At 69.9% G+C, this 26,255-nt stretch carries 20 protein-coding genes and 2 pseudogenes; 9 read left to right on the forward strand and 13 right to left on the reverse strand.

Features of this window, described 5'->3' with window-relative positions; all coding sequences use genetic code 11:
* Nucleotides 1–138 precede the first annotated feature (138 nt).
* Nucleotides 139–549 carry a hypothetical protein gene (locus AC4OXY_RS00720; RefSeq protein WP_491992840.1) on the forward strand — a complete coding sequence of 137 codons (411 nt, stop codon included), beginning with the start codon at nucleotides 139–141 and terminating at the stop codon, nucleotides 547–549.
* Nucleotides 550–577: 28 nt separating this feature from the next.
* On the opposite strand, the gene AC4OXY_RS00725 is transcribed toward AC4OXY_RS00720, so the two are convergent.
* A complete protein-coding gene (locus tag AC4OXY_RS00725; protein WP_491992841.1) occupies nucleotides 578–2,428 on the reverse strand; it encodes an FAD/NAD(P)-binding protein in 1,851 nt (616 codons plus the stop codon).
* 331 nt (nucleotides 2,429–2,759) lie between these two features.
* On the opposite strand from AC4OXY_RS00725, the gene AC4OXY_RS00730 reads away from it, so the two are divergent.
* The 5 genes from AC4OXY_RS00730 (at nucleotide 2,760) to AC4OXY_RS00750 (ending at nucleotide 10,651) form a co-directional block, all read left to right on the forward strand.
* On the forward strand, nucleotides 2,760–3,974 hold the full coding sequence (locus tag AC4OXY_RS00730; protein ID WP_491992842.1) for an ATP-binding protein: 1,215 nt from the start codon (nucleotides 2,760–2,762) through the stop codon (nucleotides 3,972–3,974).
* Nucleotides 3,931–5,676, forward strand: a complete 1,746-nt coding sequence (locus AC4OXY_RS00735; RefSeq protein ID WP_491992843.1) for an AMP-binding protein — start codon at nucleotides 3,931–3,933, stop codon at nucleotides 5,674–5,676. The genes AC4OXY_RS00730 and AC4OXY_RS00735 overlap by 44 nt, the downstream gene beginning before the upstream one ends.
* A gap of 69 nt (nucleotides 5,677–5,745) precedes the next feature.
* A complete protein-coding gene (locus tag AC4OXY_RS00740) occupies nucleotides 5,746–7,395 on the forward strand; it encodes an AMP-binding protein (RefSeq protein WP_491992844.1) in 1,650 nt (549 codons plus the stop codon).
* Nucleotides 7,396–7,433: 38 nt separating this feature from the next.
* Nucleotides 7,434–9,095, forward strand: a complete 1,662-nt coding sequence (locus AC4OXY_RS00745) for an AMP-binding protein (RefSeq protein WP_491992845.1) — start codon at nucleotides 7,434–7,436, stop codon at nucleotides 9,093–9,095.
* The gene (locus tag AC4OXY_RS00750; RefSeq protein WP_491992846.1) at nucleotides 9,095–10,651 is read left to right on the forward strand and encodes an FUSC family protein; all 1,557 of its coding nucleotides are present in this window, start codon (nucleotides 9,095–9,097) and stop codon (nucleotides 10,649–10,651) included. The genes AC4OXY_RS00745 and AC4OXY_RS00750 overlap by 1 nt, the downstream gene beginning before the upstream one ends.
* 418 nt (nucleotides 10,652–11,069) lie before the next feature.
* Here AC4OXY_RS00750 and tmpA read toward each other — a convergent pair whose 3' ends face one another.
* The 3 genes from tmpA to AC4OXY_RS00765 form a co-directional block, all read right to left on the reverse strand.
* Nucleotides 11,070–12,710, reverse strand: coding sequence for a 2-trimethylaminoethylphosphonate dioxygenase (gene tmpA, locus AC4OXY_RS00755; protein ID WP_491992847.1), 1,641 nt, complete (start codon nucleotides 12,708–12,710; stop codon nucleotides 11,070–11,072).
* Nucleotides 12,707–13,468, reverse strand: coding sequence for a GntR family transcriptional regulator (locus AC4OXY_RS00760; protein ID WP_356028680.1), 762 nt, complete (start codon nucleotides 13,466–13,468; stop codon nucleotides 12,707–12,709). The genes tmpA and AC4OXY_RS00760 overlap by 4 nt, the downstream gene beginning before the upstream one ends.
* A gap of 147 nt (nucleotides 13,469–13,615) precedes the next feature.
* Nucleotides 13,616–14,014 carry a VOC family protein gene (locus tag AC4OXY_RS00765; protein ID WP_356028682.1) on the reverse strand — a complete coding sequence of 133 codons (399 nt, stop codon included), beginning with the start codon at nucleotides 14,012–14,014 and terminating at the stop codon, nucleotides 13,616–13,618.
* A 91-nt stretch (nucleotides 14,015–14,105) separates the two neighbouring features.
* Here AC4OXY_RS00765 and AC4OXY_RS00770 point away from each other — a divergent pair, with 91 nt between their 5' ends.
* The gene (locus AC4OXY_RS00770; protein ID WP_491992848.1) at nucleotides 14,106–15,125 is read left to right on the forward strand and encodes a helix-turn-helix transcriptional regulator; all 1,020 of its coding nucleotides are present in this window, start codon (nucleotides 14,106–14,108) and stop codon (nucleotides 15,123–15,125) included.
* A gap of 262 nt (nucleotides 15,126–15,387) precedes the next feature.
* Nucleotides 15,388–16,340: pseudogene (locus tag AC4OXY_RS00775) on the forward strand (IS5 family transposase).
* 19 nt (nucleotides 16,341–16,359) lie between these two features.
* Here AC4OXY_RS00775 and AC4OXY_RS00780 read toward each other — a convergent pair.
* The 4 genes and pseudogenes from AC4OXY_RS00780 to AC4OXY_RS00795 all read right to left on the reverse strand — a co-directional run bounded on the left by AC4OXY_RS00780 (nucleotide 16,360) and on the right by AC4OXY_RS00795 (nucleotide 19,601).
* Entirely contained in the window at nucleotides 16,360–16,998 is a 639-nt protein-coding gene (locus tag AC4OXY_RS00780) for a hypothetical protein (protein ID WP_402071958.1), read from the reverse strand.
* A 148-nt stretch (nucleotides 16,999–17,146) separates the two neighbouring features.
* Nucleotides 17,147–17,557, reverse strand: a complete 411-nt coding sequence (locus AC4OXY_RS00785) for a hypothetical protein (protein ID WP_491992849.1) — start codon at nucleotides 17,555–17,557, stop codon at nucleotides 17,147–17,149.
* Nucleotides 17,558–17,594: 37 nt separating this feature from the next.
* Nucleotides 17,595–19,034, reverse strand: a pseudogene (locus AC4OXY_RS00790) (NF041680 family putative transposase).
* 138 nt (nucleotides 19,035–19,172) lie between these two features.
* Nucleotides 19,173–19,601, reverse strand: coding sequence for a VOC family protein (locus AC4OXY_RS00795; protein WP_362821033.1), 429 nt, complete (start codon nucleotides 19,599–19,601; stop codon nucleotides 19,173–19,175).
* Nucleotides 19,602–19,937: 336 nt separating this feature from the next.
* On the opposite strand from AC4OXY_RS00795, the gene AC4OXY_RS00800 reads away from it, so the two are divergent.
* On the forward strand, nucleotides 19,938–20,141 hold the full coding sequence (locus tag AC4OXY_RS00800; RefSeq protein ID WP_356028690.1) for a cold-shock protein: 204 nt from the start codon (nucleotides 19,938–19,940) through the stop codon (nucleotides 20,139–20,141).
* Nucleotides 20,142–20,422: 281 nt separating this feature from the next.
* Here the strand turns inward: AC4OXY_RS00800 and AC4OXY_RS00805 are convergent, their stop codons facing one another.
* The 5 genes from AC4OXY_RS00805 to AC4OXY_RS00825 form a co-directional block, all read right to left on the reverse strand.
* Complete coding sequence (locus tag AC4OXY_RS00805; protein ID WP_491992850.1) at nucleotides 20,423–22,369, reverse strand: glycoside hydrolase family 5 protein; 1,947 nt, start codon at nucleotides 22,367–22,369, stop codon at nucleotides 20,423–20,425.
* A gap of 666 nt (nucleotides 22,370–23,035) precedes the next feature.
* The gene (locus AC4OXY_RS00810; protein WP_491992851.1) at nucleotides 23,036–23,335 is read right to left on the reverse strand and encodes a hypothetical protein; all 300 of its coding nucleotides are present in this window, start codon (nucleotides 23,333–23,335) and stop codon (nucleotides 23,036–23,038) included.
* Nucleotides 23,336–23,342: 7 nt separating this feature from the next.
* A complete protein-coding gene (locus tag AC4OXY_RS00815; RefSeq protein WP_491992852.1) occupies nucleotides 23,343–23,720 on the reverse strand; it encodes an Lrp/AsnC family transcriptional regulator in 378 nt (125 codons plus the stop codon).
* A gap of 206 nt (nucleotides 23,721–23,926) precedes the next feature.
* Entirely contained in the window at nucleotides 23,927–25,150 is a 1,224-nt protein-coding gene (locus AC4OXY_RS00820) for a PP2C family protein-serine/threonine phosphatase (RefSeq protein WP_491992853.1), read from the reverse strand.
* Nucleotides 25,151–25,438: 288 nt separating this feature from the next.
* Entirely contained in the window at nucleotides 25,439–26,248 is an 810-nt protein-coding gene (locus AC4OXY_RS00825; protein ID WP_491992854.1) for a transposase family protein, read from the reverse strand.
* Nucleotides 26,249–26,255: the final 7 nt, after the last annotated feature.

Genomic DNA, 26,255 nt, shown 5'->3' on the forward strand with positions numbered 1-26,255 from the left:
GCCCGCGAGGATGACGATCTCGGAGTCCTTCCCGTGATCAACCGGTCCCTCGGCTCTCGCTGCGCCGTGCCGTGGATCGTCGGCCGTCCGCGCGGGAAGTCGAGCGGTCGCCTCATCCGCCGTCCGGGCCTGCTTGTGATGTCGGCCTCTGATGGGTTCGTCATCGTCGACGCCCGTACCGGAGCGGTCCGCGCCCACCCGGGGCCAGGGGCGTATGTGCACCTCTGGCACCGTGACTTCGACGGAACGTCCGTCATCCTCTGCAACGACCGGCTGTTCGGTCAGACGCACTCGATCGCGGCTTTGGACGCGACGTCGATGAAATGGCTGTGGTCGATCACCGAGGCGCCGGAAGGACGAATCGTGCCGGAGGTCACCGCCGTGTGGCATGGAGCGGTGTACGGCCGGACGACCAACGGCAATGTCGTCCTCGACGCCCGCAGCGGCGCCGACCGGGCAACCCCGAAGCTGGCTCCCTTCCTCGTCAACACCTGCGTGGGCATCGAGAACCGAGGACGCAGCGTGACCCTGATGCGCTCCACGGGGTAGCGGGATGCCCCAGTTGCCGGAGCGCCCCTCATGGCTGCAGCGCGCGCAGGAAGGTCAGCGCGGCACGTGCGGTCGCGTCGTTCTGGCGGAGGCTGGCGGCATTGGCTCGTGGCCGCGGGAGTCCCACTGGGATGCGGGCGTTGGTGAACGGTCCGAGCGCGAAGCGCCGGGGGTGGGGCCGACCGTCGCGGTCGAGCACGCGTCCGTCGGCCGGGGCGACAACGAGCAGTCCGCGAGGAGTCACGCGGGCGTGTGCACCAAGAGAGCGGAGCAGGGGTTCCCGGGCGCGCGTGACGGACGGTGGCGGCTGCCTGGCCTCGACGAGCGTCCGGGCCTCGGTGACGCGGCCGGGCAGGCTTGCACTGTGCGCCCGGAAGACACCGCGCACCGGGTCGGCCTCGATGGTCGTGCCCGCACCGAGGAACCGGACCACCCCGGCACGCGAGAGCGCGAGCAGCTGCCGCAGCCGCGGAGCCGGCGGGCCGGATGCCAGGTAACTGAAGAAGCCGTACCACCAGGGGCCGATGCCTTCCAGCCGCCGGAGCTGGCGGTGCACGGGGAACAGACGGCGGATCACCGCAAGATCGGGGCTGTGTCGAGGATCGTCCCTGCGGGCGAGGTCGGCCTCGATGTAGGCGCGCAGACCACGTTGGAGAGACTGGGCGTCAGGGAACCTGACGCCGACGAACGGCTGGTCAAGGGTGTCGAGGTCGAGCCGGTCGTTCGGGTCGGGTACCGAGGACTCGACCAGCGCGCGGAGTTCGGCACTGCCCGGCGCGCAGGCGGCGTACTTCACGTCGAACGCGTCCCAGGTGAGGCGGGTGCGCTCGGGGTGTGCGGCGAACAGTTCGTGATAGTGGGCGAAGCCCAGCTCTTTGGCGACGAGGGGACGCACGTCCTGCGAGAAATCGATGCGGTCGGGGCGGCGCAGTAACTCGTCGATGGCAGCCGGCCCCAAGTAGCGTGGCGGCGGCAGTGGTCGACCGAGCATCCCGTAGCCGATCTTCGCGTGATAGGGCACTCCGCGCCTGGAGCCGACGTGAAGGACGGGTTCGCGGCCGGTGGGGTGGTAGGTGAGCTTCCCGGAGCCGTCGTCCGTGTAGCGCCCGCCGCGGCCTTCGGTGAGCAGCACCATCAGGTCGGTGAAGGCGAGACCCAGGCCGCGTACCAGGACAGAGGTGCCGGGCAGCAGGACGCTCAGGTCGGCCTCGGACGTGAAGTCGGGGGGAAGGTAGACCAGACCGTGGCGGGCGGCGAAGGCGGCGAGCGTGGTCTGTTCGTCGTCGGGTTCCGACGCGAAGTGACCAACGGCGATCACGACGAGGTCGGCGGTCAGTGGGTCGGCCCGGCCGTCGAGCCAGACCCGCTGGCGCCCGGTGCGCGGGCCGGCCAGGCGAACGGCGGTCGCACGGTGTTCGTGGACAGTGATGCCCGGCGGCAGAGCGGCGATCGCCCGCGCGTACACCTCGCGCAGGTAGGCGCTCTGCAGCCGGCGGCTCGCGAAGCTCTGCGCGGTCAACTCCCTTGCCTCGGTGGTGAGCTCGGGGGACGAAAGGGGCGGTGCGGCCAGGGCTGCCCACTCGGCGAGCGTGGGGCCGGGCCTGACCGGGCCCTCCATCGTCACCGAGTCGTCGGTGTACATGGTGACGTCCTTGGCCCTGGAGTTCATCCAGAGCAGTGGTGACTGCTCGTGCCTCCAGGTCCGGCCACCGCCTGGTGGATAGGGGTCGACGATATGAAGATCCAGCCGTTCGGGGCCCAGAAGCTCTGGTGCGTTGGCGGCGATGCGTTCGACCACTCCGGTGCTGCGGGGCCCAGCCCCGACGATGACGAGGGACGGGATGCGGCCCGCCGGCTGTGATCCGCTGGCTGAGATCATGTCCTCTTGTCTGCCGAGTGCTGTGCCGAGTGGTGTGCTGCCGACCGCGTCCCGAGAAGCGCGGGCACGATCGTCGGCCATGCTATTCGGGACGGCACGAACCCAGTTGGGCCTTGTCGCGGATCTCCGCCGACTGTAGCCCCGTGGGGTGAATCGAGTCACCCGCAGAGGGGAGGAGACGGACGCTCGCCAAGTCCTGCGGGGCGCCCTGCCCGTTACATACTGCCGGGCTGAAGCCGCCGCGGAGCAGAGCAGGAATTCGGCCATGGTCGGCTCACCGCTGAAGCAATCCGGCTGCCAGGGCCCGATGCGTTCGATTGGGATGTGTGACATGCGAGTTGTTCTGCTGGGCGAACATCGCGCGGACCGAATGGTGCCGCCGCTGGCGTGCGCCGGCGCGGAGGTGGTGGTCCTGAGCTTCGTGGATCTGGACGAGCTGCTGGGCGGGGAGGCCAGCTGCGCGAAGCTGCCGGCCGAACTGACGGATGCCGGGCTGCTGTCGCTGCTGCGCGAGCACGACGCGGACCTGGCAGTCGCGAACCTGGGCCAGATCGGCCAGGAACGCATGCTCCCGGTCTACGCCCGGGTGGGGGCCGCCTGGCGGGCGCGTGGGCGTCGGATGCTCGCGCACTCCGAGGAGTTCGCGCGACTCGCCACCGACAAGGTGTGGTTGCACACGGTCGCGCGGCAGCGGCGCTGGCCGACCCCGCAGGGAGTCGTCTGCGACGGACCGGCGGCCGTTCTGGCTGCCGCCGAGACGATCGGACTGCCCGCGATGGTCAAGGAAGCGTGCAGCGAACCGTTCGCCGGCCGTCACTACGTGCCGGACGGCCGGTCCCTGCGACAGGCGTGCGAGCAGGTGCGGTTCCCGGTCCTGGTCCAGGCCGTCGTGGCGGGGGAAGAATTCGGCGTCGAGCTGCTGACGGCCCCCTCGGGCACGGTTGTCTGGCCGATCGCCTCCATGGGGCGGCTCGACAGTGACTGCTCACCCGGGAAGCGGGCCCGGGTCGCGCCAGCGCCGATGCCGGACGAGCCGCACCGGGAGCTGCTGCGGGTCGTCGAGGACATCACGGCGGGCTTCGGCCCGGCGGGCCCGTGGCAGATGGACCTGGCGGTCGGCGATGACGGGCGGCTGCAGATCATCGAGATCAACGGCCGGCTCAGCGGCATGTCCAATCTGAGCTGGACGAGCTCGGGCGTGGACCCGCAGGCCGCACACGTCGCCGCCGCCCTCGGCGAGCCCGTGCCGCCGTGCCGGGCCGAACAGGTGGCGCTCGAACTGCCGGTGCGCAACGATGCGGTCCTGCCGCCGGCTCCGGTGGGGACCGAGCTGCGTTGCTTCACGGGCAACTCCGCCAACCGCGGGCCCTTCCACCTCGGGTACTACCGGGCCGTCCTCGGCGTCCCGGCCGATCGCGCGGAGAGCGCACGCGACTGGTTACGGTCCGTGCCGCCGCAGCTGCTGCTGGCGCCCCCTCGAACGGCGGTCGATCAACTCGCCCGTGGCACGCGTGCGCTCGAACAGAGTGCGCCGGGTGCAGCCTGAGCCAGTACCATCACTCCTCGAAATTGATCGCCTACCTAAAGTGTCCGGGGTTCGTATGCGTGTCGTGTTGGATTCGGTGGTTCCGTCCGCTGAGGTCGCCAACCGCTATCGCGAGCAGGGGTGGTGGCGCGATGCGACGTTCTCCGACGATCTGCGCACTGCGGCGCTCGAACGGCCCGATGACCCGGCTCTGCTGACCTGGCGGCATCTGGAGGACACACTCGTCACGCTGTCGTTCGGAGAGTTCGATGCGCGCGCCGACGCTGTCGCGGCGGCCTTGCGAGAGCTCGGGGTGCGTCGCGGCGAGGTCGTCGCGTACCAGCTTCCGGCCTGGTGGGAGGCAGCCGTGCTCGCGGTGGCGTGCCTGCGGGCCGGCGTGGTGGTGGCCCCGATGCCGTTGCTGTACGGACCGCAGGAAGTGGAGCGGATGCTCGCCGCCACCGGGGCGGTGGCATGCGTGGTGCCGGACAGCTGGGACGGCGTCGAGTACGGCCGCCGACTAACCGAACAGGCCGGCAGGCTGCCGGCACTGCGGCATCGCATCGTCATCGGTGACGCGGCGGCCACCGCGGCGGAGAGCCTGCAGGGCGCCTTCAGCGGCGAGCGTCCCGCAACGGCTCCCGGCGAGCCGCTCGGGGCCGACGAGGTGTGCGCACTCCTGCTCACCTCCGGCACCACCGGCGAACCCCACCTGGTCGCCCACAGCGCCAATACCCTGAACGCCTCGCCGAGACTCCGCCCGCGCACCAGCCCCGAGCGGCTCCATGCGGTCGTCGTCGGCATGACGTTCATCGGTGGGTTCCGCAGGGTGCTGCAATCCACGAGCCGGCGAGCCCCCACGCTGTACGGCGACACCTGGGATGCCGCGACCTGGCTGCGCCTGATCGAGGAAACAGGCGTCAGTCACCTGTGGGTCTCGCCCCTGACGCTGCGCCGCCTCACCGAGGAACAGCGGCGCCAGGCCCGCGACCTGTCCGGGCTGCAGCTCATCACCTGCTCGGGTGGCCCGCTGTCGCCCGAGCTCCTGGCAGCGGTGCGGCTGACACTCTGCCCGGCCGTGGTGAACGTCTGGGCGATGACCGAATGCGGCAATGCCATCGCCACCGCCCCGAACGATCCCCCGCACTGGGCAGCTGAACGGCTCGGCCGGATGAGGCGGGGAGGAGAGGTCAGGCTGGAGCCGGCGGGCCGCACCCGGGACGGGGAAGGTTTCCGACTGCATGTGCGCGGTCCGGGAGTGTGCCTGGCCACCATCGGCCGCGACAGCGGGACGGTCGCATGGTCGCCGGTCGACGACGAGGGCTGGCTGGACACGGGCGACCTGGTGGCGTCCGACGAGGCGGGGGTGCTGCGGTTCGTCGGACGGGCTGCCGACCGCATCGGTCACCCGAGGGTGATTCCGGTGGCCGATGCCGAGCGCGCCCTGCTGACCCACCCGGGCGTCGACGACGTGGTGCTGGTGCCCTGGCCGGCCGCCGACGGCGGCGAGGACCCGTGCGCGGTCGTCATCTCCTCCGAACCCCTTGAGCTGGGCGAGGTGCGCGACCACCTGGCCCGGTCCGGCTTCCATGAGACCTGCCTGCCCGTCCGGATCGAACGGGTGGACGAGTTCCCCCGCACGGAAACCGGGAAGGTACGCAGGCACCTGCTGCTCGACCACCTCAAGGACCGCCTCTGTCGCACGGATCCGGCTCACGCCTGACGGCGCGTCAGCAACAGCACACATCAATTACGTAGGGGGAATCGGTCGATGGCTGAGGGTGGTCAAGGCATGCGTGCTGTGCTGGAGTCGGTGGTTCCGTCTGCGGACGTTGCCGTCCGCTATCGCGAGCAGGGGTGGTGGCGCGATGCGACGTTCTCCGACGATCTGCGCACGGCCGCCCTCGAACGTCCCGATGACCCCATCCTGCTGACCTGGCGGCACCAGGAGCAGCGACTGTCCAGCCTGTCGTTCGGCGAGTTCGATGCCCGCGCCGACGCCGTCGCCGCCGCCCTGCGGGAGCTCGGGGTGCGCCGCGGCGACGTCGTGGCACATCAGCTTCCGGCCATGTGGGAGACGGCCGTGCTGATGGTGGCCTGCCTGCGCGCCGGTGCGGTGCTGGCTCCGGTGCCGTTGCTGTTCGGCCCGTTCGAGGTGGAGCGGGTGCTCGCTGCCACCGGGGCGGTGGTGTGCGTGGTGCCCGATGAGTTCGACGGGGTCGCGTACGGCCGTCAACTGGCCGAACCGGCTGGCAGGTTGCCGCTGTTACGGCATCGCATCGTGATCGGTGACGCGGCGGACAGCGGGGCGGTGAGCCTGCGGGCCAGTTTCGGCGGCGAGCGTCCCGCGCCGGCGCCCGCCGAGCCGCTCGGGGCCGACGAGGTGTGCGTGCTGCTGCTGACCTCCGGCACCACGGGCGAAACGCAGTTCGTGGCGCGCAGTGCCAACACCCTGGGGGTCGCCCTGACGGACTGGGAGCCCCGGCCCAGGACCGGAGAGCTGTTCGGCACCACCTCGGGGATGGGGCACTCGACCGGGTTCCGTCAGGTCGTCCGAACGCTCGCCCAGGGGGTTCCGACGCTCTTCAGTGACTGCAGGCATCCGGAGTGCTGGCTGCGGCTCATCGAGGAGGTCGGCGTCACCCGGCTGTTGTGGGCGGCCCCGCGGATGCTGCGCTCGCTCATCGAGGAGCAGCGGCGCCGTCCCCGCGACCTGGCCAGCCTGAAGACCGTGCACAGCACCGCCGGACCGCTGTACCCGGAGGTGCTGGCCGAGGTGCGGGCGACGCTGTGCCCGGTGGTGCTGAACAGCTGGGGGATGACCGAGACGGGCAACCTGCTGAGCACGGACCCGGCCGACCCCGGCCACTGGGCGGCACAGAGCCTGGGCCGCCCCCACGGATCGGCGCAGCTCCGGCTGGACCCCGTCGGCGGCGGAGCCTTCCGCATGCACCTGCGCGGTCCCGCGGTGGGCTTGGCGACCATCGGCCGCGACAGCGGCACGGTCACCTGGTCGCTGGAGTCCGACGACGGATGGCTGGACACCGGCGACGTGGTGGCTCCCGACGGAGCCGACGGTCTGCGGTTCGTCGGGCGTACGGCCGAACGCATCGGCGACGCATGGCAGATCCCGGTGGCCGACGTCGAGCGGGCGCTTCTCGCCCACTCCGTCATCGAGGACGCGGTGCTGGTGCCGTGGGCGGACGGCGAGGGCAGGGAGGTCCCCTGTGCGGCCGTCATCTCCGCCGCACCACTGGAGTTGAGCGAACTGCGCGAGCATGTGGCCCGGTTCGGCTTTCACGAGTCCTGCCTGCCCGTCCGGATCGAGCGTGTCACCGAGTTCCCCCGCACCGACATGGGCAAGGTGCGCCGGAAGGTCCTGCTCGACCAGCTGAGGGATCGTGACCGGCACATCACCGAGTTGGCATCCGCCGAGTCCTGAACCCCTGCGAGGTCTGCGTGCGCACTGTGTTGGATTCGGTGGTTCCGTCCGCTGAGGTCGCCGACCGTTATCGCGAGCAGGGGTGGTGGCGCGATGCGACGTTCTCCGACGATCTGCGCACTGCGGCGCTCGAACGGCCCGATGACCCGGCTCTGCTGACCTGGCGGCATCTGGAGGACACACTCGTCACGCTGTCGTTCGGAGAGTTCGATGCGCGCGCCGACGCTGTCGCGGCGGCCTTGCGAGAGCTCGGGGTGCGTCGCGGCGAGGTCGTAGCGTACCAGCTTCCGGCCTGGTGGGAGGCAGCCGTGCTCGCGGTGGCGTGCCTGCGGGCCGGCGTGGTGGTGGCCCCGATGCCGTTGCTGTACGGACCGCAGGAGGTGGAGCGGATGCTCGCGGCCACCGGGGCGGTGGCGTGCGTGGTGCCGGACAGCTGGGACGGCGTCGAGTACGGCCGCCGACTAACCGAACAGGCCGGCAGGCTGCCGGCACTGCGGCATCGCATCGTCATCGGTGACGCGGCGGCCACCGCGGCGGAGAGCCTGCAGGGCGCCTTCAGCGGCGAGCGACCCGCAACGGCTCGCGGCGAGCCGCTCGGCGCCGACGAGGTGTGCGCACTCCTGCTCACCTCCGGCACCACCGGCGAACCCCACCTCGTCGCCCACAGCGCCAATACGCTGCACGGCGGATCGCTGCTGAGCGCGCCTTCCGAGGCCGAACGGCTCCACGCGACCAGTTCCGGCATGACGTTCATCGGAGGGTTCAGCCGGGCGCTTCGTGCGACGGCCCGGCGCGTCCCCACGCTCTACAGCGACAGCCGCGAGGCGGGGTGCTGGCTGCAGCTGATCGAGCGGACCGGTGTCACCCAGCTGTGGACCACGCCCGGCTCGCTGCGCGCCCTGACCGAGGAGCAGCAGCGCCAGGCCCGTGACCTCTCCAGCCTGCAGGCGGTCCGCTGCTCGAGCGGCCCGCTGTCCCCGACGCTCGTGGCGCAGGCGCGCGGGACAATCTGCCCGGTCGTGCTGAGCGTCTGGGCCACGACCGAGTGCGGCCACGTGATCTCCACGTCGGCGGACGATCCCCGGCATCGGGCAGGGCATCGGCTCGGCCGCTTGAGGGGCGCGGGAGAAGTCCGGTTGGAGCCGGACGGCCGGACACGGGACACGGATGCCTTCCAGTTGTACGTCCGCGGTCCAGGCGTGTGCCTGGCCACCATCGGCCGTGCCAGCCGACAGGTCATCTGGTCACCGGCTGACGACGAAGGATGGCTGGACACGGGCGACGTGGTGGCGCCCGACGAGCAGGGCGCGCTGTGGTTCATCGGACGGCGCGCCGGACGCGTCGGCCGGGCATGGCAGATTCCGGTGGCTGACGTCGAAGAGGCTCTGTGTTCCCACCCCGGAGTCGACGACGCGGTGCTGCTGCCCTGGCCGGACGCCGAGGGCGGCGAAGTCCCGTGCGCGGTCGTGGTCGGCTCGACGCCACCGGACCTCGGCGAACTCCGTGACCACGTGGCCGGGCTCGGCTTCCACGAGTCGTACCTGCCCGTCCGGGTCGAGCACGTGAGCGAGTTCCCCCGCACAGAGCTGGGCAAGGTGAGTCGGCGGCTCCTGATCGACCAGCTCAAGGACCGGGCGCGTGCTGCCGAGGAGCTGCCCCCGCCGAGTCACGGGCTTGAGAACGGCAGCCTGCCGCACTGATGCGCCACCGCTCCACGTCACTGATGCGGGCCGTCCGCGATGCCCTGACCGCCATGTGCGCCGTCCTGCTTGCCCTCGCCACCGCGGTGGCGCTCGCGCACCTCGTGGGCTCGCCGGTGGCGCCCTTGGCCGTGTCGGGGGCCGCGGCCGCCTTCATGCTGAGCGGGCAGCGCGGTGGCGATCCGTGGCGTGGGGGCCTCGCATCGGCTGCCGCGTTCGCGGTGCTGATGGCGGCCGGCACCTGGATCACCTGGCGGATGCCGCGTCAGCCTATCGTGGGCGCCGGCTTGTTCGTCGCGCTGATGACCGTGTCCGTCTGGGCGCGGCGGTTCGGGGCCAGGGCGGTGCGGCTGGGCGCGATGGTGCCGCGCGCGTTGCTCGTGGCGCTGATGACTCCGCACGGTGGTGCGGCCCGCGGGTGGTGGCCGGCCGGTTGTTGGGTGGCCGTGATCGGCTTCGCGGCCTTCTGGTGGGTGCACGCGGTGCGGTGGGCAGGCCGGCGGATGGCCGGCAGGTCCGGGCCGGCTCGGCGTCCGGTGGCACCGCTGCCCCAGCGGCGCTCTGTCGGCCTGTTGGTCAGCACGAGGGCCGCTGTGCAGACCGGTGTCGCTCTCACCGCTGCGTTCGCCGTCGGCCACCGGCTCTTCGCGCATCACTGGCAGTGGACGGTCGTGACGGCCCTGGTGGTGGGCCTGGGCCGGGGCGGCCGCGGCGATCTGGCGCTGCGCGGCGTCGAACGGGGCGCCGGAGCGATGGCCGGCGCGCTGCTGGCCGCCGGTCTGGCCGTCGTGGTCCACCCGCACGGGACCCTGGGCCTGGTGGTGATCTTCGCGGTCCTCGCCACGGCCGCGGGGTTCCGCGCCAGGAGTTACGCGCTCTTCACCGCCACCCTGACCACCCTGATGTCCCTGCTGCACGAGTACTTCGGCCACTCGGCCGCGCACCTGCTGCTGATCAGGTTCCAGGCCGTCGCCGTGGGCGCGGCGCTGGCCGTTGCCGTGGGCTGGTTCGTGGCACCCGTGCGGGCCGGCGAGGTGCTGCGGCTGCGCCTGACCGCCGCACTGCGCGCGCTGGCGGCGCTCCTCGACGCCCACCACAGCGGCACCCCGGTCGATGTGGCGCTGCTGCGCTTCGAACGCGCCGCCGACGCAGCGGAGTCCGTCGCCCGGCCGCACCGCATCCACCGGCGCCTGCTCGGCACACGGCGCGGACGACCCCATCGCGCTGACCTGGCGGACGCCCTGCACGACTGCCGCGCGCCGGTCCGCGCCCTCACCGCTCTCGGCGCGGTGCCCGGCCACCCAGCCGGGGCGGCCGGGACCGCCGCCACCGTGACGGCGCTGCGGCACTGGCTCGCCGCCCCCGGCACGGCGCTCGGTCTGCGGCACGCCCCGGCCGCTGAGTGGCCGCTCGCCGACCTCGACGCCGCCCTGGCCCGCCTGGGCCGCGCACTGCCCGCGCTGGCCCCGCGCCAGGCCCAGCCCGCCGCCCGGTCGGCGGATCAGGCCGAGCCGGACGCCGAACTCAAGTCCTCAGGCAGCCGCGACCGCGAGTGACTCAGCGGAAGAAGCAGTAGGAGTCGCCGAGCACGCCCTGGGACTGGACGAACCGGGCCAGGCGCCCGGCAGCAGCGGCCGGCTGTCGGTGGTGGCGGCCATAATCGCGGTCGTCATGATCCCCGGGTCTGGACGTCCTCGTTGTCCGCGCTGAACGACTTCGCCACCTGGGAGCCGCTGTTGCGGCTCCTGCGGGATCCAGGCGATGGCCGGGGCCCACTCATCGGCCGACCCACAGCCCTCTGACCTCTCGACCTCAACTACGGGGATCGGCGACAAGGCGTCCGGGCATCGCCATCACAGTGATCCGTGTCGTCTTGTTGTTCGTCACCGTGCAGTGAGCATCGACGCCCCGTTCATCCGCCGTCGAGCACCAGGGCGCCGGCAAGCCCGGCCACTGAGAATCGGACTCATTCATCTAGGCGCGCAGTAGGCGGTACAGGAGTGGGCGGTAGTGCGCGAAGGAGGGCACCGCGGCCTTCGGGTCCTTGGCCGCCTCGTCCCAGCGCCTGAGGTCTGTGGCCTGTCGGGCGTGGGGCAGGGCGGCGAACTCGTCGGCTTCGGCGGCCGACATGGAGCCGCCTTGCACGTTGAGCGTGTAGAGCGAGGCCGGTGAGAGGCGTTGGAGGTAGTCGGGTTCGACGGCGCACAGGTAGCGTTTGGCTGCGACGTGCAGCCGAATGGGTTCAGTGACCTCCGGCGGGAACCAGGTGGCGAGCCAGTCGGCGCCGGTGTGGCTGTGCCGGTTGTCGGTGCCGGCCATGAGCTGGTGGCCGCTGATCCGACCGGTGAAGTGGCCGATGTCGTGCAGGAGTGCCGCTGCGACGAGAGCGTCGGGGGCGGCTGCGGCCTCGGCGTGCGCGGCCGTCTGCAGCATGTGCGCGGCTTGTGTGAGCGGCTCGCCGAGGTACTCGCTGTTGCCCTCGTCGTTGAAGAGCTGTTCGAGTTGGGCGACGATGTCGAGGCTGCGGCGCAGGACGGCCAGATCGCTGGCGGCGGCGTCGAGGTCGGCGTAGCAGCCTTGCAGGTGCCGGGCGCCGTCGGCGGTGAAACCGGAACGGGCGTGCAGGATCCGGGTGTTGTCGAAGATCACGCAGTCGCCGGGTTCGAGTCGGAAGCTCAGCTGTGCGGTGGGGCGGTAGAGCAGTTCGGCGAAGGCGCGGTAGGCCTCGTAGAACGCGGCTATGCAGTCCGGCTCCAGTGCGATCGGCCGCATCGAGCGGTTGTTGAAGCGGATCTGCCGGATCCGGCCGAGTGGATCGAGTCCGATGAGTGGTGCGCTGGTGCTCAGGTCCGCGCCGGAATCGGCGTAGCGGAAGGTCACCGGGGTGCGGGTGAGCAACTCGAAGGCATCCGGCTGCTCACGGCGCAGCGTGGCCGCGGCGTGGAAGCCGTCCACGAGGCCGGAGTCACCGCCGGCTGCCGCGTTGGTGAGACAGTGCAGCAGTTGGACGGTCGGGAGCGGATCGCGGTAGGGGTTGTCGGTGTGGGGCAGAATCGGACGAGAGCTGAACGCCAGGTTTGCCGGATTCTGCTCGACACGCACCTCGAAGAGTTCGCCGTAGTTCGTCTCGCGCACGTAGCCGAACGACCTCGCGACGTCCAGCACGGCACGATCTGCGCGGGGTACGCCGCGGAGGATGACGAAGCCCTGGGTCAGCAGCGCGTGCAGACAACGCGCGCGTTCGGCGGGATCGTCCGCGAAGGAAGGCCAGTCACCGGTGGGTGTGACGCCCTGAAGGTCCGCGGCGGTCCACAGGGACTTGGCGTCCTCGGTCCGGTCGTCGTAGGGAGGCGCCGTGCCGGGCCGGTAGGTCTCCAGCCATGTGTGGGTGAAGCGCGAGCGGTGCCCGTCCGGGGCGAAGACGACCTGAACGCCGTCGGCATCCTCGTCCGCCTGCGCGATCAGGACGTCGCGGGCCAGGTCGGTGATGTCGAACAACTTCTGGCCACTGCCCGGGATCTGGCATGTGCCGCACGGGCAGTTGTCACGAAGCCAGAGGGCGGGAAATCGCGTCCCGTCCTGGCGGATCAGTTCCGTTTGCACGGTGGTGGTCACTTCCCTGTCACCGGGGGCCGGTCGCGGACGAGCGGAGAGGCCGCGACGGAGTTGCGGACGGTGAAGGCGACGGCGTCGCCGAGGTAGCGGTCCTGCGACCATTCCAGCGGCCGGCCCTGGTGATCGGTGGACCGTCGTCGCTCGCGCAGCAGCGCGATGCCGGCCGGGATCTCCAGCAGCCGGGCGTCCTCGGCGTCGGCGTTGACCGCGTCGATGGTGTGTTCGGCGTGTGCGAAGACGATGCCGTGCTCCTCCAGCCGCTCGCAGATCGACTCACGCTCCAGGTCGACGAAGGCGAACAGCGTGCCGACCCGCTCCGGATACGCCGTACGCTCGATCATCACCGGGACACCGGTCAGCAGTCTGACGCGCACCAGATGGACCACCGGGTCGCCGGGCTCCAGTCCGAGCGCGTGCGCCTGCGCCAGATCGGCGGGCCGGCGCTCCAGGACATCGACACGTCCGGACGGCACCTCCCCGATCGAACGGGCCCAGCGCGAGAACGACCTCAGTTCCCCGAAACTCTGCAACCGGGGCAGGGCGAGCACCGTACGGCGCGCGCCCTGCTGTGAGGCCATCAGACCGTCCTCGCGCAGCACCTCCAGAGCACGGCGCACCGTGTTGCGGGACACGCCGTACTCCTGAGCGAGGACATGCTCCGACGGCAGCCGGGACCCCGGCGGGAACACCCCGTCGGCGATCGCCCTGCGCAGCCGGACCACCACTTCCAGGTAGAGGGCATCGCCCTGGTCCGTCATCACACCTCCCCATCTTGTAGGTACAAGATGAATCTTGTACCTACAAGTTAGCGAGTGCGGGCGAGGTGGACAAGAGCCCGGCGCCTCCGGGGCGCCGACGCGCGCAGGAGTGTCTCGGGGCTCCCGCGTGATCGGCCGCGCGCGGCATCAGCTTGCGAATTTCTCGATGGCTGCCGGGGTGACGGGGGTGAAGAAGTTGACGAGGTTGCCGTCGGGGTCGCGGAACAGCAGCGACCGGTTGCCCCAGGGCATCGTGGTGGGCCCGTTGACGAAGTCGGTGACGAAGCCGGTCAGGTTCTGGTGCACGCGGTCCACGTCGTCGACGAGGAACTCGGTGATCACGCTCCGGTTGTCCGCCGGGCGGGCAGAGCCCGGGGCGAACAGCGGGACGGTACGGGTGCCGGCGATCGCGAGGGTGGCGCCCGGGGTCTTGAGTTCGGCGAAGTCCTCGGTGGCCCACATCGCCTGCACTCCGGTGGCTCGCTCGTAGAACTCGACGAGCCGTGCGACGTCGCCGGTGATGATGCGGATCGAGACGAAGTCCATGGTGATCTCCTTGACAGATGGATGCGCTGCACGCCGCAGACTAGGAGAAATAGTGGACAGAATCGGTCCTGTATTCACGTAGGCTGTGAACATGACCCGACCCACCGGCCGCGTGCTGACACTCCTGGAGCTGCTGCAGTCGGGCGGCACCCGGACAGTGGCCGAACTCGCCGACCGGCTCGGCGTCGAGGGGCGCACCGTGCGGCGCTATGTGGACCAGCTGATCGACCTTGACGTGCCCGTCGAATCGGTGCGCGGCCGCTACGGCGGGTACCGGCTCGCCTCCGGATACCGCTTGCCCCCGCTCATGTTCAGCGACGACGAGGCGCTGGCCGTGCTGCTCGGCCTGGTCTCCGGCCGCCGAGCGAGGTTGACGACGACGGAGCTGACGGCAAGCGAGACGGCCTCGGCCAAGATCCGGCGGGTACTGCCCAAGCACATCGCCCACAGGCTCGACACGCTCCTGGAATCGCTTGCCTTCACGGATCAGCCCGGTGAGTTCGACACCCCGGACGCCGGGGTCTTGCTCACCGTCGCCGATGCGGTACGCCACCGCCGACCGGTCTCGATCCGCTACACCGACCGCGACGGACGGCGCAGCGAACGCACCCTGCACGCGTACGGGATCGTCGCCCATTCGGGCCGGTGGTACGTCACGGGCAAGGACCCCGAGATCGGCGAGGACCGGACCTTCCGGCTCGATCGCATCGCGGACGCGCGGGCCCTGCCCGGCTCATTCGCTGCGCCCGAGGGTCCCGCTCCGGCGCAGCGCCTGTTGTCAGGGTTCGCCACAGCGGAGTACCGGCACGAGGTGACCTTGCGGATCCACGGGACAGTTGAGCAGATCCGTGCCCGCCTTCCCGCCAGCATCGCGAGCCTGGAGGAGCACGAGCCCGAGGCGGACCAGGACCAGGACCGGGACCAGGAACGGGACCAGGAACGGGCGCCCGAGCGCTGGCTGCGCGTCGAGCTGCGTGCGGAGCGGCTCGACTGGTTGCCTCCGCTGCTCGCGTCACTGGACCGGCCGTTCGTCATCGAACGCCCCGATGAACTACGCGACCTGGTCATCGCGCTGGCCGATCGCCTCGCGTCCTGCGCCCGCCGAGCCTGACAGCGCGGAACCCATTCGTTGGCCGCGGGCCGGGGTACAGACAGCTGCAGGCTGGAACTCATGAACTCCCGTCGGGGATCGGGAAGTTCACGGCCACATGGCGAGAGCCCGCCGACCCCGATGTGACGACACCCCTAGGTCCTGTGTGATGTCGTGATCAATCTTGCCGGTTTGGGTCCTTCAGGAAGAGGGATCCGGTAGGAAGACGAGCGTGACACGCAGGCAACTCACTGACGAGCAGTGGAAGTTGATCTAGCCGTATCTGCCGATAGGCGAGTACGGGCCGTACCCCGAGCGGCTGAGGGATCAGTTCGAGGGGGTGATCTGGCGGTTCCGCACCAGCAGCCAATGGCGGGAGATGCCCGGCGAGTTCGGCCCGTGGCCGACGGTCTACGGCCGCTTCCGGGTGTGGAGGGATGCCGGCGTCTTCACCGCACTGCTCGAAGGCCTGATCGCCGAGGCCGCCCGCCAGGGACAGACGGACTTGTCCCTGGTCAGCGTGGACTCCACCACGGCCCACGCCCACCACGACGCAGCCGGGATGCGCATCGACAGGGAAGTCATGGACGCCCTTGAAGAGGCCGCCGTCGAGCAGGAGCGGGCCCGGCAAAAGGGGGTGGCTCGCCAGAACAGGACGGACAGCACGGCCGTGACGACCCCGATCAGGAAGAGCGGCGGCACATCAGACGACGGCGCAAGCTTCGCCTGAGTCAGGCCCTGCTCGGCAGATCCCGTGGTGGACTGACGAGCAAGATTCATCTCGCCGCAGACTGCACGTGCCGCCCGCTGTCTCTCGTACTGACCGCAGGACAGGCCGCCGACAGCCGGCAGTTCGTCCCCGTGCTGCAGAAGGTGCGCATCCGTGTTCCCGTTGATCGGCCCCGAACCCGGCCCGACGCTGTCGCCGCCGACAAGGCCTACTCGTCCCGCGCTCACCGCTCTTACCTGCGGAAACGCAACATCAAGGCAGTCATCCCGGAGAAGAAGGACCAGGCCGCCAACCGGAAGAAGAAGGGCAGCCGAGGCGGCCGCCCTACACGCCACGACACCGATCTCTACAAAGAACGGAACACCGTCGAGCGCCTGATCAACAAGCTAAAGGCCTGGCGGTGCATCGCGAGTCGACACGACAAAACACCCGAGAGCTACCTCGCCGGCCTCCACCTCCGTGCCTCGATGATCTGGATCAACGACCTCCTGAAGACAACCGGTTGATCACGACATCACACAGGACCTAGTCGGTGACGCCGAACCAGTATGCGCCAGAGCCGCTTCCGTTGACGTACCGCACGTAGTAGCCGTTCGACGAGCCCGAGCAGTCGCTGGTCGGGTAGGTAGTGATGTGCACCTCGCCACGCCACCACCAGTTGCTGTCGAGACTGTCCCAACCAGGAGTTGCCACGCAGTGGCCGACCCACTGGTTCGCCTGGTTGGTGCCCTCGACGTACATGGAGTAGGCAATGCCCTGGTTGTCGAAGAATTCGATCTGCTGGGTGGCTGCGGGCGAGTTGTCGCCGGTGACTATGGCCCACCAGTCCCCGCCGGGCCGGCTGGCGGGCACATTCGTGGAGCCGGACCAGTTGTCGCCACCGGTGCAGTTCTGGCCGTTGTAGGCGACCACCGTGACGTTACCCTGCCACCACCAGCCACTGATGGCGTTCTTGAAGTCGGGCGTGTTGAAGCAGCCCTGGGCGCTGTTGCCATTCTGGTCGAGGCCGATGACCTTGACCGAAGTTGCCGTGTTCTTGTTGTCCACGACCATCAACTGCTGGCCGGATGAACCAGCGTGGGCAGTACCGCCGAGGGCGATGACTCCCGCCACCGAAAGCGCCAGAGCGGCCGCGGCGCGGGCTGCCCGCTTGAAGAAGTTCACGTCTCTCCTGTCATCGAACGCGTGTACGTGTTCGGCATGCATTATGCAGGATCTTGATCATGTGCAGAAGATCTTCAACAGCGTCGATATCCGTCGTGCCGTTCCCCTTGAGGGGCCTTGGCTGGCGCCCAGTATGCGCTGCGCCGCGTCAGCCGCCGTTCGCAATCTTCTCAGCGTCCTTGTCGGCCTTCGACAGGTCTGCGAGGCAGTCGGCGACGTCCTTCCGCGTCTCTGTGTCCGGCGCGTCAGGCGAGGTGCCGTCGCTCGCGAACTGGCTGATCAGCCCGTCGGCGTTGCCGTTGTTCCACCGCCAGTCGTCCAGCAGGTCGGTGGGTTCGTTGCCGGCGGTGAAGTTGGCGTCCGCCTTGCTGAACGCGGTCTGCTTCATGTCCAGGCCGAGGATGGCCTTCTGGTACGAGGCGCTGAACTGGGCCGTACCGACCACGTCCTCACCCTTCGCGAGGAAGTCACGGAAAGACTGGTCCTCCTGCTCCAGGATCGCTGCGGCCTTCCTCCGGGCCTCGGCGGTCGCCGGCTTCGGCGCGGGCGTGTTGGCCACTGTGACCTTCGCGGGCGCGGCGGTCTTAGCTTGGCGTTTATGCAGCTTTGCTGCTCGTGATGGCTGCCGCGAGGTTCGGTTTGCCCTGTTTCCCGACGGGGTGCTCGCGTGCCCGGTGCTTGTTCTTCACGCTGGTTGGCCAGCCGGGGCCTGCGGCGGTGAGTTTCGGCGCGCTGGTCGGCTGAGGGGGCTTTCCTGCGGAGGCGGCGAAAACCTCGACGGACGCGTGCGGGTGTGAGGCGCCCTTGGCGTGCAGGCCGTTCCCAGGGTTTGCGGGGGCCTTCTGCGAGGGGCCGGGCAAGGCGGAGTTGGGCGTGTGAGGCGATGACGAGCCACGTCCAGCGACCGGCGGCGGCCGGCTCGCGGAGTTTGGGAGTGGTCCACCCCAACGGCTGCTTGAACAGCATGAAGGTGTGCTCAAGATCGAATCTGCGCAGGAATGCCTGCCGGAATCGGTCCACATCCACAGTAGTAGCAGCGGTTGCCGACCACCACAGCCAGACCGGCCGGGGGCTGCGCTCTCCACGGAGGCGGTCGACCTGAAGACGGATGACGGTGCCTTCGATGACCGGCAGCTCGCCTTCGGGGTAGTCGGCCCAGGCCGAGCGCCGGACCAGCAGCGGGTACAGGCGGTCCCAGGCAGTGGCGACGGCTTTCCCGTAGTGGGTGGTGTCGCTCAGCGTGGTGACGGACGGGACTGGCTGGGTGGCAGGATCCTCGAACTTGAACTCCGCCCCGCGCTTGAGCTTGCGCCCGCGTTTGCCCACCGGCTGCGGTGGGGGCGGGAAGTACAGGACGCGGTCCGAACGCATGCGGCCCAGCAGCTCGACGGGCAGGTCCGCGAGCAGGAAAGCCAGGCGGGTCACGTCATGCCGGCATCGACGACGACCAGGACGGGAGGGTCGCCGATCAGACACTGGCCCGCCGCATACAACCGCTGGAACACTTCCCGGACCTGGGCGGCGCTGACCGTGATGATGTCGTCCCACGGACACAGCCGGATCACGTCCAGCACGGCAGTCCACGATGTCCGGCCCTGCTCCAGGGCGGCGACGAAGGAGTAGGGCCACCCGGGGATCATCTGGGCCGCGCCCCTGCCCCGGCCGTATGTGTGGCAGAACAGCCGCTCCGGGCTGGTATTCGCATCCGGCCGCAGCCAGTTGCTCACATCGACTGCCAGGACCAGCCGCCCCTCCGCCGTCCGGGGAAGCGGTAATCCTGCCAGTGCCCTGCGCAGCCCGGACAGATCCATACGCCCGTGGTTCAGTCCGCCGTACAACGCGCCGTGACCGCGCCGGTGCTCAGGTGCCAGGGACAGTTCGACCAACGTCCTCACTGGGCCGTCCGCACACGGCAAGGCGTCACTCAGCTCGAACAAGGCGTCGGGCCGCTGGGTCATGCAGGCACAGAACTCGGCCCGAAAGCAAGACAGTTCGGCAAAAGCATCCCGCCGGACACCCCGCTGCAGCAGACTCATTGCTACGGCCTTCGTACCGATCAAGCGCCTCTGTGACGGAGCACAGGATCAGACGAAGGCCGCTCTCGCGTCAGGCACTCAGACGAAAACGTCAGCAAGTGCGAGGCCATGTTCGACCAGAGACGATAAACGCCAAGCTCAGTCGATGCAGAACTCGTTGCCCTCGATGTCCAGCATCGGGATGCACGAGTCATTGCCGTCATACAGCGTTCGTACGTGTACCGCCCCGAGCGGGACCAGCCGTGCGCACTCGGCCTCAAGTGCGGCGAGGCGTTCTTCACCCACGAGTCCGGTGCCGACCCGCACGTCGAGGTGCAGCCGGTTCTTGGCGGCCTTCCCCTCGGGGACGCGCTGGAAGTACAGGCGCGGACCCACGCCCGAGGGGTCGATGCAGGCAAACCATGCGTCCTGCTGCTCAGGTGGCTGCGAGCGCTTGAAATCGTCCCACGTGGCAAACCCCTCGGGCGGCGGCGGTACGACGTACCCCAACACCTCGCACCAGAAACGGGCGAGGCGCTCAGGTTCCGCGCAGTCGAAGGTGACTTGGAACTTCTTGATCGACATCACCGGGCCACCGTATTGGCGCGTACTCCTCAGCGAAACCCCCGCGGTGCCATCGCCTCGCCGGGCGAGGTCGGCGGCGCAGGTGCTGCGACGGTCGCCGGCCTCGGGACTTGAGGGGTGACGCATGCGGCCGGCGAGCCCCAACTCCGTGTTCCAGTGGCCGAGTCCCACCAGCCGGTGTAACGTCGTGATCAGCAGTCGTGGTTCCGAAGTACCGTTCGCCCGTGATCGCAGTCACGGGCGTTTTTGCTGTTCAACGCCTCTCCGGACCAGGGCGATCACCTCGGGGTCCCGCACGGTGCGGGATCCGATACGAGTCCCTTCGAAGGAGACAAGCACATGGCTACTGGCACCGTGAAGTGGTTCAACGCGGAAAAGGGCTTCGGCTTCATCGAGCAGGACGGCGGCGGCCCGGACGTCTTCGCTCACTACTCGAATATCGATGCCAAGGGCTTCCGGGAGCTCCAGGAAGGCCAGAAGGTGACCTTCGACATCACGCAGGGCCAGAAGGGCCCTCAGGCGGAGAACATCCGCCCCGCCTGACGACCCACGTGGATGCCCCGGCGCATCCACCAGCCGGGTATGTGCCAGCCATCGCCCCGTCCGGCCAGAGCTGCCGGTCGCGTTGAGGAGCGCCCGCTGCTCCCAGGAGTCCGGGGGCGTCGTCCCGGACGCGCGGTGCCTGGCCGCCACGACGCTCGCCCTCTCGTCATGGACCTGCGAACTGGGCCGCCCGGCCACGGGCAGCAGCCCCGCGGACGACCTGACCGGCGCCCTCTTGCTGCTCGCGCAGGGGGCCGCCGGCCGGTCGGTCCCGGCGGCTTTCAGGCGAGCCGACGGCACAGGAGGGCAGCGGGCCCCGGGCGGCTGCCCACCCTGGTGGTGAAGGCGATGCCGGCGGCGTACTCGTCGTCGGCGCACTGGCCCTTGTAGTCGCCGTACGCGAAGTCGCCGCCGGAGGCGTCGGCAGGGCGGTTGTCGGACCGGTCGAACCACACCGTGCGGCCGGCTCCCGCCAGCGCTGTGCGCGCGGGCGCGCACAGCGCCGCCGACACGCGTTCGCCGCGCACGCTGTAGCCGATGAGGTAACTGCCCGCGGGACACTGCAACTTGGTGTATCCGGACGCCCAGTCGCCGCCCGCCGGGACATAGCGCTCGTCGGTGACGACCGTCTGGCCGTCGAAGGCCGCACGCAGGTCGGCCGGGCCGCTGCCCGTGGTGTCGGAACACAGCCCGCGCCCGCTGGTATGGCCGAGGCCGATCAGCCGCAGCCCGTCCGGGCAGGCGGCCTTGTACGCCCCGGAGTCCCAGTCACCGGTGACCCGCACCCGCAGGGACTCCACCGCGTCGCCGTGGTCGACGGCGAGCATCCGCCACGTGGGAACGGCCGCCACCTGGCCGGTGTCGCTCGGCGCCGACATCAGGTGCTGCCACGCGGTCGCGCGCCAGTCGCCGGAGTCGAGGATGCCGGAGCGGTGACCGGACTCGTCGTAGCTGAGCAGCGCCCAGTCGTCGTGGCCCGCGAAGCCGACCAGCGGCCAGAAGGCGAAGTCGGTGTCGTGGTCGGCGAAGTAGTCGGTGATGTTCGTGAACCAGGTGCGGGCGGCCGGGTTCGTCTCGTTGGCGCCGATGCCGAACTCGCTGACCCAGACCGGTGCGGTGTAGTGCCGGCCCGACTCCTCGACGAAGAACGCCTCGTCCTTCAGCGCCGCGTACAGCTCGTCACGGCTCAGGTCCTGGTAGCGAGGGTCGTGTGTCTCGCCGATGCCGGTCGCGCCGCTGTGGTGCGGGCCGGTGTATCCGTAGAAGTGCGCCGAGTAGACCAGCTTGTGGGCGTCGACAAGGGTGTGGGACAGGGTACCGGCGGGCGTGAGCACCGGCCGACCGTGCGGGAGGCCGTCCGCCGGGATGCCGGTCCAGTTGATGCCCTCGATGACGATGAGGAGCCGGGGGTTGGCCTCGGTGAGGATACGGTCGGCGGCGAGCTGGGCGGCGGCGTACCAGTCGTGGCCGTCGCCCATGCCCCAGTTCGGATCGTTGAGTACGTCGCGGCGGACCTCGTTGTAGAGGTCGGCTCCCACGACACGCGGGACACCGGCGTAGCGGCGGGCCATGAACACCCAGTCGTCGGCCCACGCCTGCGTCGACTGCGAGCTGTTCCAGCGCTCGTTGCCGTCGACGCCACAGCACCAGCGGGAGGTGTTGGTGTGATTGTTGAGGATCACGGCGAACCCGCTCCCGCTGAGCGCGCCGACCACCGCGTCGTACACCTCCAGCGGTGTCTTTCCGCGCAGCTGCGGATTGGCGGTGACCGCGTTGTCGGGGACCGGGGTCGTGCTGTGGATCATCTCGTTGGAGAACGGCAGCCGGATGCTGTTGATGCCCAACTGGTGGAAGTCGGCGAGGAGTTGGCCCAGCGGGACGCGGTCCAGGCCGAGCGGGATGCCGTGGGAGTCCTGGCCGGCGTGGTGGTTGGCGGGGTCGGTGACGCCGCCGCTGCCCAGCCAGGAGCCCTGTGCGCCGTCCCAGTTGGCGCCCTTGAGGCGCAACCTCCTGCCCTGGCTGTCGACGACGTAACGGCCTTGCGTCGACAGGGGAGCGGACCAGGAGGGTGTGTCGGCGGCTCTGACCGGCGTACTCGGTGTACCCGGCGTACTCGCATGGACTGCTGCCGTGGGAGGGGCGGCGGATGCCGCCGTGGTCGGGGCGGCGACGAGCAGGAGGCCTGCGGCTGCGACGGCGAGCCGTAGGGCGACAGGTGCGAACGACATCTGGGAGGCCCTTGCGTGAAGAGGGGTGAAGGAGAACTGCTCGACCGAAGTGACGACATCGGCCCGGTGGGCGAGTGTCCACCACAGGACGCGCACAGGGAAGGGGCCCGCCCCGGAGCCCGGGGACCTCTTCGACGCGTGCACCTACGCGGCCGCGGTGATCCCGGAACACGGCGTCGTGGTCGGCCGGACCCGCTGCGTCACGGCGCTGCTCGGCCACCCGGCACCGGGGGCGGGCGGCCACCCGCATGGTCATGGCTGCGGGCGGGAGGAGGACCGGCGCTGTGCGGAACTCCTCCTCGTCCCGCCCGCTTCGCGGCCGAACAGCGCCGCGGAATCATTCTTCCGCCGCCGGGAGCGGTTCGTGCACGAAGAGGATCGTGCAGCCGGTCCCGCTGAAGGTCTGGTGCTCGACGGGGTGCGGGTAGTCGACGAAGTCGCCCTTGGCCCGGTGCGCGGTGTGCCGGGCCCCGTCGGGGAAGACCAGTTCGTCGTCGGCCTCACCGTCGAGGAACAGGAAGCGGTGCGCCGTGCGGTGCGGGTGCCGGGGCGAGAAGGAGCCCGGCTCGAAACAGGACAGACCGACAACCCGTTCGTCGAAGTGCTCGTCGAAAGCGACGTCGAGGAGCAGCCGGAACCACTGGCCCGGTCCCGACTGCTGCCCCCCTATGGACCCAACACGTCGTCGGCCGGAGTTCCCAGCCGCTTCCCGGTCAGTACGAGGGCCAGGGCGCCGTCGGAGCTGGACACGACGGCGCCCCTGTCCCCCGGCAGGGCGGCGTACGCCCCGGTCCGGTGGTCCACGGCAGGGCCAGTGCCGCCGACCGCGATCGAGAGCCGGCCGTCGAGCACGAGAACCCGGTGGTCCGGGGAACCCGCAAGGGCGAGTTCGCCGCCTCCGGCCAGCCGCAACAGCAAGAACGAGTCGCCCCGGGCCGAGTTCAGCAGGGCCCTCCGTGCGGTCACCTGTTGGTCAGGGCCGGTCGGGCCCGCGACCGGGCAGCGTCTGGCTGTAGACGACGCTGGTGGTCGTGCTGCCGAAGCCGGCCAGCTCGTCCATGAGCGTTTCCAGATGCCCCATGGAGGTCGCGGCCACCTTCAGGGTGTAGCAGTCGTCGCCGGTGGTGCGCAGGCACCCCAGGATCTCGCGTCGCTCGGCCAGCAGGCGACGCAGCGGTTGGTGGCGGTTGCCCGGATACTTCAACCGTACGAGGGCGAGCACGGGATAGCCGGCCTTCGCCAGGTCGACCACCGCGTGGTAACCGGAGATGACGCCCCGTACTTCGAGTTGCCGCACCCGCTCCGTCGTGGCCGACGGGCTGCCGACCGCATCTCCGGTCCTCGTGTCCATGCCCTGCGCCACATCATGGTGCAGAACTACCACTAAGGCACCGTTGGATTCGTAGGCGAGAGCGAGCACCGTTTGTCCACGGACTTGGGCAGCACTCCGATCAGACGGCTTGAGAACGTCGATGAGAACTGACAACGCCCGGGACCGGGCCGTCATCCGCGTGGGCGACGCTGGTCGATGCGGATTCGGCTGAACGTCGAGGCTGATCAGTCAAGGACCGCGAGGTGGTCAGCGGCGCCCCCGCGCCACTCGATCATGAAGAGGGTGGCGTCGTCGCTGGTGAGCCCGCCACGCTCCCTCTTCAGCGTGTGGGAGAGCTGGCGCAGATCCCCCCGCACCCCCTGTGACGGCTCCTGCCCAAGGCGGTTGATGCAGCGGATGAGTCGCTCCTCACCGAACGGCTCCCCGCCGTCGACGTGCTCCTCGATGATGCCGTCGGTGTAGCACAGCACCCGGTCGCCCTGCTGGAGCATGTGTTGTCTGATCGGGGGTGCCGCACCGCCGAGGCCGACGGGCAGCGTCGTCGCGCTTTCCATCTGCCGCACGACCTGGCGTTCGCGGATCAGCAGCGGGGCGGGGTGGCCCGCATTGACCAGTTCCAGCTCACCGGTGGCGACGTTGACATGCATCAGCTGCGCCGTGACGAAGTGGTCGGGCCCGAACTGCCGTGAGATGGCTTCGTCCATGAACACGTACTTCTCAGCCAGGCTGACGAACACGCGCCGGGCATGCCGATAGGCGCCGATGGCGATGGTCGCCATCGCGGCGGCGTCCAGGCCGTGGCCCATCGCGTCGATGACGGCCACGTGCAGGATGTTGTCGTTGAGGGCGTAGTCGAAGCTGTCGCCGGCGACGCGGTAGGCGGGCTCCAGGATGCCGGCCACCGAGACCTGCGGAATGGACATCGTCAGCGGTGGCAGCAGGCTCCACTGGATCTCCGCGGACACGCTCATCGGCTCCCGGCGCCGGGCCAGGAAGAACTGGTCGGTGTAGGCGTTCTTGGTGACCAGCATGTCGGCGACCAGGCCGGCGAGCCTGCCCAGCAGGCGCCGGTCATCATCGCCGACGGCGTCCAGGGTGAGGGCCATCACTCCCACCTGGTCGCTGCCGTCCAGCAGCGGCAAGTACATCCGCACGCCGTTGGCCCGCTTCACCTCGACGACCTCCGCGCGCAGAAAGGCCCGGCCAGCGGGGGAATCATCCACCGGCTCGGGCTGGCTTACGTGCAGCTTCCTACCCGGCAACGGCACCATCAGCTCCTGCGCGTAGTCCTGCAGCAGGATGGAGACGTCACGCCCGCCGATCCTGGCCACCTCTTCCGCGATCAGCGGGGCAATCAGCTGCGCCGGCAGCAGCCGCGCCCGATCCAGCAGCAGCCCCAGCAGCCGCTCGCCGAAACCCTCCGACCGGTCCACGCTCTCCTCAGCCATGGCCCGTCTCGCCACCTCCTTCCGCCACCCACGCCACTCACCGCCTTCGCACAAGATGACCTGGAGAGCCGCCTGAGCGGCCCATTACGCCATGTGCGGCATGTCAGCACACGCTGTCCACGCGAAGTGATCAGGCCACCCGGGGCAGCGAAGACGCCGTCACCCTCTCGCGCAAGGCTTGGTGGATGCCTCGACCTTCGCCGTGGCCACGCCACTGTTCGCGTCTGGAGTGCGCGGCCTGCCCAAGGCGCAGGCCCAACGACGGGCCGGGCCGGCGTTGTGACGTGTCTACCGTCGTGAACTCGCGGAAGCGTATCTCTTCGTGGCGGCCACGCCGTTGCTGGGTCGCGGGGGCTGGCGTGGGCCGTGGATGGTGTGCTCGTGCCGGTCAGGGACGTGGTCGTCGTCCTTCTGGGCGGCGGTGAGCGGATGGCCGCGACTCGCCCGGCGGCCGGTGGCGATCACAGGGGCGTCGGGGTCGTCGTCCGGACCGATGAAGCCGAGGTCGGCCAGGGCATCGAGGCCGGCTTCCCGCAGGCGGGTGGTGATCTTGTTGTGGCGGGCGGTGGTGATCTCACTGGAGCGCCCCGGCTTCGCCGCCGAGATCCACTCCAGGTTGCCGCGCTCGTCGGTCAAAGCGAGGAACGGCAGGCCGTGGGCCTTGTGTTTGCCCGAATAGTTCGGCCGGTTCCCGTCCCCGGTACGCCGGCGGGTACGCCGGCGGGTGCGCACAAGGGTGCCGTCGAGCAGCACGACAACGCCACTCTGGCGGGCAATTTTCTTCAGGGCGCGGTCCAGACGCGGGGCACGCGCTGCGAGGAGCTCGAGCACTTCCAGCAGCCAGCGGCGCACGGCGGAGGCGGAGTCGCCGTTGCCGCCCGCCATGTAGGAAAGCCGCTGGTCGTGGCGGAGGATTGCGAGGCCGATCAGAGCGATCCGGCCGGGCGGGAGCTTGCGCCAGCGGGAGCGGATCTTCTTCAGGTGGTCGCGGACCAGGCCGGAGACGAGGTCCGGGTTGGCGCTCGGCAGCGGCAGGCGACACTGGTAGACAAGGCCGTCAGTGCCCTCGACGGGGTGGTTGTTCCCTCGCACGGACACCCCAACT

Source organism: Streptomyces sp. HUAS MG56, from assembly GCF_058673395.1.